12 protein-coding genes are annotated in these 14,466 nt (G+C 62.1%); 10 read left to right on the top strand and 2 right to left on the bottom strand.

All coding sequences use genetic code 11. The annotated features are described in order from the left end of the window. Position 1 precedes the first annotated feature (1 nt). From ruvC to CGLAUT_RS06805, 10 genes are all read left to right on the top strand, one after another. Positions 2-544, top strand: a complete 543-nt coding sequence (gene ruvC / locus CGLAUT_RS06850) for a crossover junction endodeoxyribonuclease RuvC (RefSeq protein WP_290184250.1) — start codon at positions 2-4, stop codon at positions 542-544. Continuing rightward, the gene (ruvA, locus tag CGLAUT_RS06845; RefSeq protein WP_290184248.1) at positions 541-1,152 is read left to right on the top strand and encodes a Holliday junction branch migration protein RuvA; all 612 of its coding nucleotides are present in this window, start codon (positions 541-543) and stop codon (positions 1,150-1,152) included. The genes ruvC and ruvA overlap by 4 nt, the downstream gene beginning before the upstream one ends. Positions 1,153-1,162: 10 nt before the next feature. Beyond that, positions 1,163-2,245: a Holliday junction branch migration DNA helicase RuvB gene (gene ruvB / locus CGLAUT_RS06840; RefSeq protein ID WP_290184246.1), complete on the top strand. Its 1,083-nt coding sequence runs from the start codon at positions 1,163-1,165 to the stop codon at positions 2,243-2,245. 11 nt (positions 2,246-2,256) lie between these two features. Next, a complete protein-coding gene (gene yajC, locus CGLAUT_RS06835) occupies positions 2,257-2,514 on the top strand; it encodes a preprotein translocase subunit YajC (protein WP_290184243.1) in 258 nt (85 codons plus the stop codon). Between the two features lie 190 nt (positions 2,515-2,704). Further along, on the top strand, positions 2,705-4,714 hold the full coding sequence (gene secD / locus CGLAUT_RS06830; RefSeq protein WP_290184242.1) for a protein translocase subunit SecD: 2,010 nt from the start codon (positions 2,705-2,707) through the stop codon (positions 4,712-4,714). A 4-nt stretch (positions 4,715-4,718) separates the two neighbouring features. Next, positions 4,719-5,933, top strand: a complete 1,215-nt coding sequence (secF, locus tag CGLAUT_RS06825; RefSeq protein ID WP_290184240.1) for a protein translocase subunit SecF — start codon at positions 4,719-4,721, stop codon at positions 5,931-5,933. Between the two features lie 13 nt (positions 5,934-5,946). After that, positions 5,947-7,599 carry an ABC transporter substrate-binding protein gene (locus CGLAUT_RS06820; RefSeq protein WP_290184238.1) on the top strand — a complete coding sequence of 551 codons (1,653 nt, stop codon included), beginning with the start codon at positions 5,947-5,949 and terminating at the stop codon, positions 7,597-7,599. A 31-nt stretch (positions 7,600-7,630) separates the two neighbouring features. Continuing rightward, the gene (locus CGLAUT_RS06815; RefSeq protein ID WP_290184236.1) at positions 7,631-8,179 is read left to right on the top strand and encodes an adenine phosphoribosyltransferase; all 549 of its coding nucleotides are present in this window, start codon (positions 7,631-7,633) and stop codon (positions 8,177-8,179) included. A gap of 67 nt (positions 8,180-8,246) precedes the next feature. Continuing rightward, on the top strand, positions 8,247-10,526 hold the full coding sequence (locus CGLAUT_RS06810; protein WP_290184234.1) for a RelA/SpoT family protein: 2,280 nt from the start codon (positions 8,247-8,249) through the stop codon (positions 10,524-10,526). A gap of 182 nt (positions 10,527-10,708) precedes the next feature. Continuing rightward, a complete protein-coding gene (locus CGLAUT_RS06805; RefSeq protein WP_290184233.1) occupies positions 10,709-12,778 on the top strand; it encodes a bifunctional metallophosphatase/5'-nucleotidase in 2,070 nt (689 codons plus the stop codon). Between the two features lie 172 nt (positions 12,779-12,950). Here the strand turns inward: CGLAUT_RS06805 and CGLAUT_RS06800 are convergent, their stop codons facing one another. Further along, positions 12,951-13,271, bottom strand: a complete 321-nt coding sequence (locus tag CGLAUT_RS06800) for a hypothetical protein (protein WP_290184231.1) — start codon at positions 13,269-13,271, stop codon at positions 12,951-12,953. 114 nt (positions 13,272-13,385) lie between these two features. Then, positions 13,386-14,327: a peptidylprolyl isomerase gene (locus CGLAUT_RS06795; RefSeq protein WP_290184229.1), complete on the bottom strand. Its 942-nt coding sequence runs from the start codon at positions 14,325-14,327 to the stop codon at positions 13,386-13,388. Positions 14,328-14,466: the final 139 nt, after the last annotated feature.

The raw sequence follows: 14,466 nt of genomic DNA, 5'->3' as shown, positions 1-14,466 counted from the left end.
CATGTGTGTGACTACTCTTGAAGGGCTCCGCGTCATGGGCATCGACCCGGGGCTGACTCGCTGCGGCCTGTCCGTGGTGCAGGCGGGCCGCGGCCGTCAGATCCTGCCGGTGGCTGTGGGCGTGGTGCGCACTCCCTCCACCGCGGAGCTGCCCGAGCGTCTCCTGCGGCTCTCGGCCGCCGTCGGGGATTGGATGGATGAGTACCGTCCGGATATGGTCGCCATGGAGCGCATCTTCGAACGCGGCAACGTCTCTACCGTGATGCACACCGCCCACGCCGTCGGCGTAATGGTGCTCGCCGCCGCAGAGCGCGACATCCCGGTGTACCAATACACCCCGTCCGAGGTGAAGAAGGCAATCTCCGGCAACGGGCGCGCGGACAAGAAGCAGATGACCAACATGATCACCCGCATTCTCGGTCTCAGCGAGCCGCCGAAACCGGCCGACGCTGCCGACGCCCTCGCGATTGCGGTGTGCCACTGCTGGCGCGCCCCGCTGATCGCGCGCACCAGCCGCGCTCACGAAAGGACCGCCACAGCATGATTGACTCCCTCAACGGCGAAGTGCTATCCATCGGCCTCGACCACGCGGTAATTGAATGTGCGGGTGTCGGTTATCGCTTCCTTGCCACCCCACCGACCCTGGGGCGCCTCACTCGCGGCGAAACCCGGCGGGTGCTCACTTCCATGGTGGTCAAGGATGACGGCGTGACCCTCTACGGGTTCGCCGATGCTGATGAGCGCACCATGTTCCATAAACTCCAAACCGTCACCGGGCTCGGCCCGAAGCTTGCGCTCGCCGCACTCACCGTGTTCGAGCCGGGTGAGCTCGCCGCGCGGATCTCCGCCTCGGACTCGAAGGCAGTGCAGTCGATCCCGGGTGTGGGCAAGAAGATGGCCGACCGCATCGTCCTCGAGCTCAAAGACAAACTTGAAGGCCTGTACGTAGTCTCCACCGACACAGCCGCGAATGCGCCCTCAGCTCCGTCCGGATCGTCGTACGCGGCCGAGCAGGTTGTCGAGGCGCTGGTTGGGCTCGGATTCGGTGAGAAGGTGGCGCGCCCGGTCGTCGATAAGCTTGCTGCGGAAAACCCCGACGAGGCCACCTCGACGCTGCTTCGCGCGGCGTTGACGCAGCTGGGCAAGAAGTAGGCTCGGGCTCATGTCGGATGTTGAAAAGACCGAGTTTGCGCTCCCTGAGGGCTTTTCCCTTGACGACGACTCCGTGGTCAGCGTCGAAGCGCAACCGGACGAGCGCGACGTGGAGAAGACGCTACGGCCGAAGTCGCTCACCGAGTTCATCGGGCAGCCTAAAGTACGCGAGCAGCTTGGACTGGTGCTCACAGGCGCGAAGCGTCGCGGTGTCACGCCCGATCACATCTTGCTTTCTGGCCCGCCCGGATTAGGTAAGACCACCATGGCGATGATCATTGCTCAAGAGCTTGGCACCTCGCTGCGGATGACCTCGGGTCCCGCGCTGGAGCGCGCGGGTGATCTGGCCGCGATGTTGTCGAACTTGATGGAAGGCGACGTGCTGTTCATCGATGAGATCCACCGTATCGCGCGTCCGGCCGAGGAGATGCTCTACATGGCGATGGAGGATTTCCGCATCGACGTGATTGTGGGTAAAGGCCCCGGCGCCACCTCAATCCCACTGGAGATCCCGCCGTTCACGCTTGTGGGAGCGACAACCCGTGCCGGCATGCTTACGGGCCCACTGCGCGACCGCTTCGGGTTCACCGCGCAGATGGAGTTCTACGACACCGATGACCTGACCAAGGTGGTCATGCGTGCGGCGACGATCCTCGGCGTGAATATTGACGACGACGCAGCGGTGGAGATCGCGTCGCGCTCTCGCGGCACACCGCGAATTGCCAACCGCCTGCTGCGGCGCGTGCGTGACTGGGCCGATGTGAATGGCGACGGGCACGTGGATCTGAACTCGGCCCGCGCAGCGCTTGCCGTATTTGACGTCGATGAACTGGGCCTTGACCGCTTGGACCGGGCGGTGCTGGATTCGCTGATCCGGGGGCACGGGGGCGGCCCCGTGGGCGTGAACACGTTGGCCATTGCGGTCGGGGAGGAGCCCGCCACCGTCGAGGAGGTCTGCGAGCCCTACCTCGTGCGCGCGGGGCTCATGTCGCGCACCGGGCGCGGTCGCGTCGCCACCGCCGCAGCGTGGCACCACCTGGGTATGACCCCGCCGCCGGATGCCCCTGGCCAGATCGAATTGTTCGCGAACTGAAAGGAACTGTGATGGAAGCTCTGCCGCTTCTTGTCATCCTGCTGCTCTTCCTCGTCCCGCCGATGCTGCTCATGCGCAGCCAGCGCAAGCGCGCGCAAGAGGTCAGCCAAATGCAGGCGTCGATACAAGCCGGCGATCGCATTGTTTCCGTCGCGGGGCTGCACGGCACCGTGGTGGCTAACACGGGTGAAGCGCTTGAAGTGGAGATTGCGCCCGGCGTGGTAGTCACGATGGACGCTGGCGGGGTAATGAAGAAGGTCGAGTCTTAAGCAGTAGGGGGTACGGCGCAACCGTCGATAAGCAATGGCCCGAGCTTGCCGGACACGGTGGCCGGGCTTAAGACTTTTCGGACCCATGCCGTAGCATGTTCCGATGTGCATGCCCCGATCGTGCCGCCTGCGTGTGCGGTGGGGTGCAGAGATTCAGTGATTCTGTTCGCAAGTTCAAGGAGAAAGCTCAGTGTCAAGAAGCACTCGGCGATCCAGCGAAGCGTCGCGCCGATGGCCGGTGCGGGCTATGGCGCTTTTCGCGCTCATAGTTATTGGCGTCTATTCGCTCGTATTCTTTACCGGGGACCGCACAGCGTCCCCCAAGCTGGGCATTGACCTGCAAGGTGGTACCCGCGTGACCCTGGTCCCGCAGGGGGCGGAGCCGACTCGGGAGCAGCTCGAAGACGCGCGCAACATCCTGGAGAACCGTGTGAACGGCATGGGTGTCTCCGGCGCTTCCGTGGTGGTCGACGGCAACACGCTGGTGATTACTGCTGCCGGCGACGACACCTCTGAGATCCGCAACATCGGCCAGACTTCGCAGTTGCTGTTCCGCCCCGTGCTGAACCTGCCGACGCCGGACTTCGAAAAGCTGGACGAGGTCATCCTGAACACCGCGAACTCCTGGGTGGAGCACGGCGTTTTGACGCAGGAGCAGGCGCAGACCGCGATTGACCAGGTCTTCGAGATGCAGGCCCAGCAAGAGGAAGCGCAGAAGAACGCTGAGGGTGCTGAAGGTGCCGAGGGCGAGGCTGCTGAGGGCGAGGCTGCTGAGGGAGCCGAGGCTGAAAGCGATGCGGCACCCGAGGTGGACGCGCCGAAGGTAACGGCATCGCCGCTGCCTGAACCGAACGGCCCGGTCGAGGCTTCCGAGCGCCGCAAGGACGCTACCGACATGCTGCGAGAGACCCGCCAGTCGACGGATCCCACCCAGCAATTCGCCTCCTTCGTGCTGCTCGGAGAGCGCTGCCTGGACCAGCCGACCGATCCACTCGCTGGCACCGACAACGAGGCGTTGCCGCTCGTAGCCTGCGATCCCTCCACCGGCCAGACACTGCTTCTCGACGAGGTGCCGTTGCTCGCTGGCGTCGAAGACCCGGAGGGCCCGCGCCTGACCGGCCAGCAGATTGACACGGGCCGGCCGATCACCGGTGGCCCGAACCTGCAAACCAGCCAGATGGAAATCAGCTTCGCGTTCAGCCAGAACGGCGAGCACAACGGTTCCCAGACGTGGGCTGCACTGACCAGCTCGATGATTGGCCAGCAGATCGCGATCACGCTGGACTCGCAGGTCATCTCGGCGCCTGTGATCCAGGGCGCGACCCCGGTTGGTTCGGCAACGTCCATCACCGGCCAGTTCACCCAAGAAGAGGCCGAGGCGTTGGCGAACAACCTGCGCTACGGCGCGCTGCCGCTGTCGTTCGCCGGTGAGAACGGCGAGCCGGGTGGTACCGCGATCACGGTTCCACCGTCACTGGGTCTCGCGTCGCTGCAGGCAGGCATCTATGCCGGCCTGGTCGGCCTGCTGCTCGTGGCAATCTTCGTCTTCGCCTACTACCGGCTCTTTGGCCTGATCTCGCTGTTCACCCTGTTCGCTGCGGGCCTGCTGGTCTACGGCTCCCTGGTGCTGCTCGGTCGCTGGATCGGTTACTCTCTGGATCTGTCCGGCATCGCCGGTCTGGTCATTGGTATTGGTACCACCGCCGACTCCTTCGTTGTCATCTACGAGCGCATCAAGGACGAGGTGCGCAAGGGCAAGACCTTCCGCTCCGCCACCGCATCCGGTTGGGACCGTGCGAAAGACACGATCGTGACCGGCAACATGGTGACGCTTATCGGTGCGGTGATCATTTACTTCCTCGCCGTCGGCGATGTGAAGGGCTTCGCCTTCACCATGGGCCTGACCACCGTCTTCGACCTGCTGGTGACGTTCCTGATCACAGCTCCGCTGCTGGTGCTGGCATCGCGCAACGGCATCTGGTCCAAGCCGTCGGCCAATGGCATGGCAAAGGCATTTGCTGTGGGTGACCGAAACCGACGTTCCACCCGATCTGCGGCGCCGGCGCCTGTCCGCGATGATGTTGCTACCGACTCAGGTGCCGAAGCAGGCTACACCGCCGTTTCCACTTCCGGTTCGACCAAACGCACCGTGACGTCGCCGAGCGTGCCCGCTACTGCGGACACGAAGGAGGAGAAGTAGAACCATGTCGAGCACGAAGATTTCTGCTCCAACTGCCCCGGTGACTTCCGACGACGCCGCGGGTGACGTGCGTGGTTGGGAGCGCATCTACACCCGAGAAGGCGCCATCGACTTCGTCGGACGCCGCAAGCTCTGGTACATGATCACGCTTGCGCTGATCGCAATCTCCATCGTGGCCATGCTGCTACGGGGCTTCAACCTCGGTATCGACTTCGAGGGCGGCACCAAGATGACGATGCCGGCCGGCGACCTCGTCGCCGAAGAAGTCGAAGACACCTTCGTTGACGCAACCGGGGTCACTCCCGAGCTGACCCAGATCGTGGGCGCCGGGGATTCCCGCACCCTGGAGATCAACTCTGAGCACCTCACCCAGGAGCAGATCGATCAGGCACGCCAATCGATCTTTGAAAAGCACCAGCCGCTTGACCAGGATGGCGTACCAAGCCCCGACGCCATCGGCGACTCCACCGTTTCCGAGTCGTGGGGCGACACCATTACGCAGCGCATGCTGCTTGCGATGCTCGCCTTCCTCGTAGCCGCTGCGGTGTATGTGGCCCTGCGCCTGCAGCGTGAGATGGCAGTTGCCGCGATGGTTGCGCTGTTGGTGGATGGTGTCGTAATTATGGGCATCTACGCCCTGTTCGGCCTTGAAGTCACCCCGGCGATGATCATCGGTTTGCTCACGGTGCTGACCTTCTCCATCTACGACACTGTCATTGTGTTCGACAAGGTGAAGGAGAACACGTCGGGAGTCCTAGAATCGCGCCGCTCCACCTACGCCGAGGAAGCGAACCTGGCGTTGAACCAGACGGTGATGCGTTCTATTTCGACCTCGGTGATTTCGGCGCTGCCGATCATCGCGTTGATGATCGTCGCCGTGTGGATGCTCGGTGTCGGTACGTTGCGCGACCTCGCGTTGATTCAGCTCATCGGTGTGATTGAGGGTATTTTCTCCTCGCTGTTTTTGGCGACACCGCTGCTGGTTAGCTTGGTCGAGCGTCAGAAGAAATACCGGGCGCACAATGAGCAAGTTGCCGCTTACCGGGAAGGTGAGGCAAGCGGGCTGAGCGACGCTGACGACACTGACGGCGAATACAACGCTGCGGCAACGAAGCGCACTGTCACCGCCCCGGCGGCGTACCACGTCGTTGATTCCACTGATGAGATTGCACCCCGCGAGGGCACCGGCACCGCTACGTGGAGGCCGAACGCGCGGTAAGGAGCGTGATTGCGTGACCCGTCACACCAGGTCGCTTCGCATGAAGCGAACCACTGCGGCGCTTGCCGCTGCCGCGGTCGCATTCGTGGCGTCATGCGCGCAAACTGAAAACTCGGAGAAGCCGGAAGGAACTCACCTTGCTTTCGGCTATCAGGTCGCGGACGAGCTGCGAACGACGAACGCCGGTTCGCTGGAAGGCGCCTCCACAATGGCGCAAGCCCTCTCCGGCAGCCTTTATCCCGGTGTGTACGTGCCTGGCCCACAGGGGCAGATGATCCCAAACACCGACCTGGTCCGGATGCAAGAAATCCCGGGGCCGGTTCGTCGCGTCAACTACACCTTGTCCGACAGGGCGGTGTTTTCTGACGGAACCCCTGTGACCTGCTCGGACTACCTGCTCGCGTTTACTGCAGGCACCAACCCGGAGATCTTCGGCTCCCACATGCCTCTCTTCGATGACACCGCTAAGCTCACGTGCGCTCCCGGGAGCAAGGAATTCACCCTGATCTTCAAGGAAGGAAAGGGTGCGCGGTGGCGTGGTCTGTTCGAGGCGGGCACTGTGCTACCAGCGCATGCCGTCGCTAAGCAATTGCAAGTTCCCCTTGATGACCTGCACCAAGACCTGCTTTCGGAGAATGTGTCCGACCTCCAGCCCATCGCTGAGGTCTGGAGACAAGGGTTCGACCTGCGAAACTTCAACCCTGAACTCCAGGTGTCGTTCGGACCTTACACGGTTGCGAAGGTGGGGGAGCAGGGCGAAGTTACGCTGCGTGCGAACGACTTCTACTATGGTGACGCGCCACAGGAGCCGGAGCTGGTTGTGTGGCCGGGTTCTGCGGACTCGGCCCGGCTGGCCGAAGGTGGTGGGCTCATCGTGGGCGACCTGCGCGACATCACGCCGGATTGGTACGACCCGAATGCGGAGATCAACCGCCTCACCGTGGAAACCGTCATCGGGGAACTGACGGAGACCCTCACGTTCCCCGAGGTGGGCACGTGGTCGTCTCCGGAGAACCGGGGAGCGCTGTCGAAGTGCGTGGATCCGCGCCGCGTTGCTGAGGCATCGTCGGCCGTTTCTGGCATCGAAGTTCCCGTCACGCCTCTGCACATCGTGCCGCACGGCGATCCGATGGCGAAACGTCTGATGGGTGAGGCTGAGCCGAACCTCAACTTGGACATCTCCCGCGCCAGTGCGCTTACGGGCATGGAAGTGCGCATCGCATACGCGTACCCGAATGAACGCCACGCGGCCATGGTCGAATCCATTCGGCAGTCGTGTGAGCCGGCAGGAATCACCATTATCGACGTCACTGGTGGCGGTAAGACCCTGGCTGATCTGCCCCGAATCGAGTACGGGGAATGGGGCCAGGAAGTCTGGACCGAGGGTGAAGTCGACGTGTTCCTCCACCCGATCAATCCAATGCGTGAATACCCGGCTTCCACGAACCGGAGCCAGGAGATTGGGCTGCTGCGAGAACAGGAGAAAACGCTGTGGCAGGAGCTGCCGTCGCTGCCGCTGTCGGCGCAACCGGCAACGTTCGCGATAGATCGGAACGTGAGTAACGTAGTGCCGTATACGGGCTTGTCTGGCATCGGCTGGAACATGAACCGTTGGTATCTCACCCCAAGCGCGGAAGCGCCCGAAGAATCCGCTGACTCCAAGTAATTCTCAATCTCCTGCAAAGGATGCCACTGCCATGCCACTGAACGAGCCAAAATACTCCTCTGCAAAACAGGCTTTGCAGCAAAAGATTCGGCGAGTGCCGGACTTCCCCGAAGAAGGAGTGCTGTTTGAAGACCTCACCCCGGTGCTTGCAGATCCGGACGCGCTCCACGTCGTAGTCGCCGAGATGGCTCGGGTGAGCGAGGAACTCGGTGCGGATGTGATCGGCGGCCTTGATGCACGCGGGTTCCTTCTGGGCTCCGCTGTCGCTTACGAGATGGGGCTGGGTATCTTGGCCATCCGTAAGCAGGGGAAGTTGCCGCCGCCGGTGATCACGCAGGAGTACACCACCGAATACAGCACCGCGGCGCTAGAGATTCCGGCCAATGGGATGGACCTCGCGGGCAAGCGAGTCGTGCTTGTCGATGACGTGCTTGCCACCGGTGGCACCCTCGTGGCCGCCACTGACTTGATCGAGCGTGCAGGCGGGATCGTCTCGGGTTACGTCGTGGTGCTGGAGGTCGAGGGTCTGGGAGGCCGCGAGAAGCTTGCCGACGGCAAGCTCAGGGTGCTCGACCAGTAACCCGCGGGGGCACAGTAGTATTACTGTTTCTACGCGCTGAATTATCACGCTTGATCGGAGGCCCGCGGTGACGCACGACAAACCAGCCAAACGGTCAGGGCCGAGCGTGCGCAGCGTCTCCGCACGCCTTGCCCGATCCCTGACGGGAGGCGGGCGCGCGAAAACTAATCCGGTGCTCGACCCGCTGCTGTCGATTCACCGCCGATACCACCCGAAAGCCGATGCGGAACAGCTAAACCGCGCCTATGCGACTGCGGAGCGCCTGCATGACGGCGTGTACCGCAAGTCGGGGGACCCATACATCACGCACCCGCTCGCGGTGTCGACCATTTGCGGCGAACTTGGCATGGACACAACGACGTTGGTCGCGGCGCTTTTGCACGACACTGTCGAGGATACCGAGTACAGCCTCGAGCAACTCACCGAAGAGTTCGGACCCGAGGTGGCGCGCCTAGTCGATGGCGTGACCAAGCTGGATAAGGTCGCCCTTGGCGCAGCCGCGGAGGCGGAGACCATTCGCAAGATGATCGTGGCCATGTCGGAAGACCCGCGTGTGCTGGTGATCAAGGTGGCGGACCGTCTGCACAACATGCGCACAATGCGTTTCCTTCCGCCCGAAAAGCAGGCGAAAAAGGCGCGGGAAACGCTCGATGTCATCGCGCCGCTTGCGCACCGCCTCGGCATGGCAAGTGTGAAGTGGGAGTTAGAAGACCTCGCATTCGCGATCCTCTACCCGAAGAAGTACGAGGAGATCGTCCGTCTCGTTGCAGACCGGGCCCCGTCCAGGGATCGGGCGCTCAACGAGATCACCACCCAGCTGCAAGCCGAGCTGCGCGCGAACGGCATCAATGCGGAAGTTATGGGTCGGCCGAAGCACTACTGGTCGATCTACCAGAAGATGGTGGTTCGTGGCCATGACTTCAACGAGATCTTCGACCTGGTTGGCATCCGCGTCCTCGTCGACACTGTGCACGATTGCTATGCCGCTATCGGTGTGGTGCACGCGCTCTACTCTCCGATGCCGGGGCGCTTCAAAGACTACGTGTCCAACCCGCGCTTCGGTGTGTACCAGTCGCTGCACACAACGGTGATGACGGATACCGGCCGACCCCTCGAAGTGCAGGTGCGCACGCACGAGATGCACTACAACGCTGAATACGGCGTTGCTGCCCACTGGCGTTACAAGGAGACTAAGGGTTCCCATAAGGGTGACCAGGCCGAGGTCGATCAGATGGCCTGGATGCGGCAGCTGCTTGATTGGCAAAAGGAGGCTGCGGACCCCAACGAGTTCCTCGACTCGCTGCGCTACGACCTCACGAGCCAGCAGATCTTCGTCTTCACCCCGAAGGGCGATGTTGTGAACCTGCCCGCAGGGTCCACCCCTGTGGACTTCGCCTACACGGTGCATACCGAAGTGGGGCACCGATGCATTGGTGCGAAGGTCAACGGTAGGCTCGTCGCGCTTGAATCTGAGCTCAAGTCCGGCGACCGAGTCGAAATTTTCACCTCGAAAGATCAAAATGCCGGCCCGTCTCGCGATTGGCAGGAATTCGTCGTCTCGCCTCGCGCGAAGTCCAAGATCCGTCAGTGGTTTGCCAAGGAGCGCCGCGAAGAGCATCTTGAGGCTGGTCGCGACGCACTCGCTGCTGAGGTGCAGCGCGGCGGGCTGCCGATGCACCGTCTCTTCACGGCGGAATCGATGCGCCGGGTGGCCACCCAGCTCCACTACCCGGACGTCGATGCGCTCTATACCGCGATCGGCGCCGGCAACGTCTCCGCGCAGCACGTCAGCAAGCTGCTCGTCGAAATGTTCGGCAACGAAGACGACGCGGTGGCGGCACTCGCAGCGCGCACGCCCATCGCGGATCTTGTGCACCAGGCATCGCGTCACGACGGCCCAGGCATCCTCGTCCAGGGAAGCCCCGACGTCATGGCCAAACTTGCCAAGTGCTGCCAGCCAGTGCCGGGTGATGAGATCTTTGGTTTTGTTACCCGAGGCGGGGGAGTGTCGGTGCACCGTGCGGATTGCACCAATGCGACCAAGCTCAAAGAGGAGCCCGAGAGGCTTATCGACGTCGCCTGGGCCAACGCCTCGGGTGCAGGTAGCGCCTCGATCGCAACCTTGGAGGTGGAGGCACTGGATCGAAACGGGTTGCTGGCCGAGATGACCAGCGTTCTCGCCGAACAGAAGCTTCCGATTATCTCGCTTTCGTCGCACGCAAGCGAGGACCGAATCGCCACAGTGCGCGTGACTTTGGAAGTGTCGGACACGAAGCAACTCGGCCAAATCATGAACCAAATTCGTAACGTGGAAGGCGTTTTCGATATCTACCGAGTGATGTCCTAGCTGGTGCCACCCCTTTGAGGTGAATCCCGATCAAACGCTCAGTTACGGTCAAGTGAATTCTTGGTGGATGGCAGGTTAGCGAACCAGCGTAAGCTGTGGATCGCCTAGTAATGGCCTGCGCACTGGCGTGATTGTGGATACAAAGACAGATGAACTTTCTTCCACCTCACTAGGAGCTTCACGTGTTCAACTTCCGTCGTGCGGGCAGCCTCATTGCCGCAACCGCTACCACCGCTCTGGTGCTTTCGGGCACCACTGTCGCAGCCGCCGATGAAAACGGCAATGTCGTCAACATTCGCGTTGCCAACATCACCGACTTCCATGGTCGTCTCGAGGCAAACCTCACCAAGAACAAGGAAACCAAGGCCGTCACCCCGAAGAAGGGTGATGAGATGGGCGCGGCGAACGTCGCGGGCATCATCAACTACATCCGCAAGGAGAACCCGAATACGGTTGTCACCACCTCCGGTGACAACCAGGGTGGCTCCGCATTCGTGTCTGCGATTTCTGAAGACAAGCACACGATGGAGTTCGTGAACGCCATCGGTACCCACGGCACTGCCGTCGGTAATCACGAGTTCGACGAGGGCTACAAGGACCTCATCGAACGCATTAACCCGGGCACCAATGACAAGCAGCTCGGTGCGAACATCTTCCGCAAGGACAACGGCGAGCGCGACGTCAAGCCGTACGAAATCGTTGAGGTTGAGGGAGTAAAAGTCGCGCTGATTGGCACCACCTCGAACCTGACGGTGGCCAAGTCGAACCCGGCGAACGTCGCCGATGTTGACATCAAGGATTCGGCTGAGTGGGTCAACACTGAGGCAAAGAAGCTCAAGGACAACAAGCAAGCGGACGTAGTCATCGCGCTCATCCACGACGACGCTGCAGAGCGCGCGCCGAAGCTGGACAAGCAATACGTTGACTTCCTGTTCGGCGGAGACACTCACGTGCTCGCCCTGGACACTGAAGCAGCTGTTCCTTACGCGCAGTCGTGGGAGTACGGCAAGACCGTAACCGACCTGGATTTCTCCTACAACAAGTCCACCGGCGAGTTCAGCATCAACTCCGTTGCGCAGCATGACGCGACGAGCCTGGTTGCTCTCGACATCAAGCCGGATGAGAAGGTCGCAGCGATCGTCGACGATGCGAAGAAGGAGGCTGACGTCCTCGGTGCCGCGGTGGTCGCCAAGATCGATGCCGACTTCAAGCGCGGCTCCAACCCGGGCGGCGAGCCGGGCTCGAACCGCGGCAGCGAGTCCACTGCGAACAACATGATTGCGCAGTCGGCAGTCGCAGCGCTGTCGAAGTTTCTCAACCAGGACATCGACTTTGGCATCATGAACGCTGGCGGCGTTCGCGCCGACCTGGCCGCCGGCGACGTGACCTACCAGGATGCGTTCACTGTTCAGCCGTTCGGCAACGACATTTCGTTGGCCACCCTGTCTGGTGCGACCGTCAAGGAGATGCTGGAGAACCAGTGGCAGAGCGATGAAGCTGCGGCATCCTCCGGCCGCCCGCGTCTGGATATGGGTCTGTCCGACAACGTGTCGTACACCTACAACCCCCAGGCACCGCGCGGCGAGCGCATTCTCAACATCACCATCAACGGCGAAAACCTTGATCTGGAGAAGGACTACACCGTAGCGGCATCCTCCTTCCTGCTCGAGGGCGGCGATGACTTCATCGACGAAACCAAGGTGAAGAACCGCAACGATGTCGGCTACAACGACCTGCAGGCATTCATCGACTACCTCGGCAGCGGCGAGGCGAAGGTCCGCGAGGGCCAGAAGGACGTCGGCGTGGTGCTGCCGGAGGGCGGCCTGAAACCGGGTGCGAACCAGATCCAGCTGACCTCCCTGAGCTACTCTTCCGAGGGCGAGCCGAAGGCAGAGAAAGTGACCGTGAAGATCGGTGAGGCAACTGCAACCGCGGACGTCGACAACGCCGTCACCGATGCAGACAATGGCCTCGGCGAGCAGGGGCGTGCCACCGTCACCATCGACCTGCCTGCAGGTGTGAACGGTGAGCAGACGCTGCAGATCACCACCGACGCGGGCACCGATGTATCAATGCCGGTCACAGTCGGCGGCGCGAAGCAGGACCCGCAGGGCAGCTCGCAGGGCAGCTCGGTGAACGTAGGTGGGATCCTTGCAGCACTGCTCGGAGTGCTCGGTCTCGGTAGCGTGATCTTCCTGTTCCTCGCGCCGCAGATCGACGCCCTCTTCGGTCCGATCGCGAACTTCCGCTAAACCACTCCTCGGCGAGAACACAAAATCACCGCCCACCCCGATGCATCAGGGAGTGGGCGGTGGCTTGATGTTTTCCGTCTAGTTACGCCGGGAGCAAGGGAATACCCCATGCAACGCAAAACCGCTCAACTCGTTAAGGAGCTGAGCGGCGTACGCGAATTCCGCAGAGAACCTACGGCATCAGGTACTTGTCAGCGAAGGTCGCCATGGTGCCGAACAGGCCGACGACGGCGGTGATCACCGAGATCCACTCCAGGATCTCCTTCGGCTTCACGTTCTTGATGGAGGACGGCTCGTCGTTCTTGGACGGGGTCTCCTTGACCACGGTGACCTCCTTGGTCACGGTCACCTGAGACGGCTCGGACTCGGCAGAGGCGTTCTGCACGGAGGCGTTCTGCACAGTCTGGGAGTTCTGCGCGTTAACGACGGTTGCGCCGGTGGTCATGACAGCGGCGGCAGTAGCTGCGGCGATGAGGCCCTTACGGAACTGCATGGGGTATTTCCAATCTTTAGAGGACGTCAGACGACGGTGGTCAGCATAACGTTTTGATTTCAACTATGCAAGACCAATTGAATACTCAGCTTCACAGGAAATGTCCAAGAGGGACTACCGAACGGAGGCGGATGTAATCTTCACTTCCTCCGCTGGCGCACCATCACCGCCTGCGCCCCCTGCGCTCGGATCCTCTGTCACGCCCTTATCCGCAATGGCGTCGAGAGTGGCCAGGCCTGCTTCGTCGATTTGCCCGAAGTAGGTGTACGCCGGTGGCAGGGTGCCGTCGCCGTAGTTGAGGAAGAACTGCGATCCGTTTGTGTCGATCCCGGCATTGGCCATAGCGATCGTGCCACGCTCGTATTTCGCGGGCTCCAGCATCTGGGACGCGTACATCCGCTTTTCCTCATCACTGATGTCTTCCGGCACGCCGAGTGCGGAGAGGTCCACATTCTCAAGGGCCTCGTCGGTGGGGAATTCGTTAGCGAATTGGAACCCAGGGCCACCAGCGCCGGTGCCGGTTGGGTCGCCACACTGCAGCACCTTTAGGCCCTCAGAGGTGGTCAGTCGGTGGCAGACGGTGTCGTTGTAGTAGCCCTCCGCTGCGAGGTATTCGACCGCGTTCACGGTGCAGGGGGAGACCGAGCGATCCAGCTCCATGCCGATCGGTCCCGCCGTGGTCTCGAGGTCAATGGTGACGTTGCCCTCGGTGGATACGTTGTCTTGCGGAGGCAGGCCTACGAAGTTCGAGTTGTCGCCATCCTCGTTGTAGGCGCAGCTCACAGTCGGCGGTAGCGCGACAGCGCGCTTGGTTGCGATCGGCTCGTAGTTCGCTTCTTCCGCCGTCGTCTCAGCGGCTGTGGTCTCCTCAGCCGCAAGGTCCTCGCCGCCGTCCTGGGTGGCAAAGTAGTAGATGCCGCCACCAAGGATGCCGATTACCGCGACGGACGCCAAGGCAGTGACCCATGGGCGCGTCTTCTGTTTGCGGTCGCGCGCAGCCAGCTCCTTCTCCAAGTTCGACAGGGCTTCCTTGCCGCGCTGCTCGTTGCTTGCCACCGTGACCGGACCTCACTTCTCGCGTCAGCGGTGCGCGCAAGGGCTCGCAAGGGCTTAGGCAGCCGCCTGCTGGCTGCGCACCGCAAGGGGGTGTATGAACGGTCAAAGCCTAGCAGCAGCGCACCCTGGCCCTAATATT

Origin of the sequence: Corynebacterium glaucum (genome assembly GCF_030408855.1) — a bacterium.
Taxonomy (GTDB): Bacteria; Actinomycetota; Actinomycetes; order Mycobacteriales; family Mycobacteriaceae; genus Corynebacterium; species Corynebacterium glaucum.
The sequence above is the reverse complement of the archived record's forward strand: the minus strand, read 5'-3'. Positions and strand labels throughout refer to the sequence as shown.

Coding starts and splice junctions, on each gene's coding strand:
- ruvC (WP_290184250.1), top strand. CDS start 2: ATGTGTGTGACTACTCTTGAAGGGCTCCGCGTCATGGGCATCGACCCG.
- ruvA (WP_290184248.1), top strand. CDS start 541: ATGATTGACTCCCTCAACGGCGAAGTGCTATCCATCGGCCTCGACCAC.
- ruvB (WP_290184246.1), top strand. CDS start 1,163: ATGTCGGATGTTGAAAAGACCGAGTTTGCGCTCCCTGAGGGCTTTTCC.
- yajC (WP_290184243.1), top strand. CDS start 2,257: ATGGAAGCTCTGCCGCTTCTTGTCATCCTGCTGCTCTTCCTCGTCCCG.
- secF (WP_290184240.1), top strand. CDS start 4,719: ATGTCGAGCACGAAGATTTCTGCTCCAACTGCCCCGGTGACTTCCGAC.
- CGLAUT_RS06815 (WP_290184236.1), top strand. CDS start 7,631: ATGCCACTGAACGAGCCAAAATACTCCTCTGCAAAACAGGCTTTGCAG.
- CGLAUT_RS06800 (WP_290184231.1), bottom strand. CDS start 13,271: ATGCAGTTCCGTAAGGGCCTCATCGCCGCAGCTACTGCCGCCGCTGTC.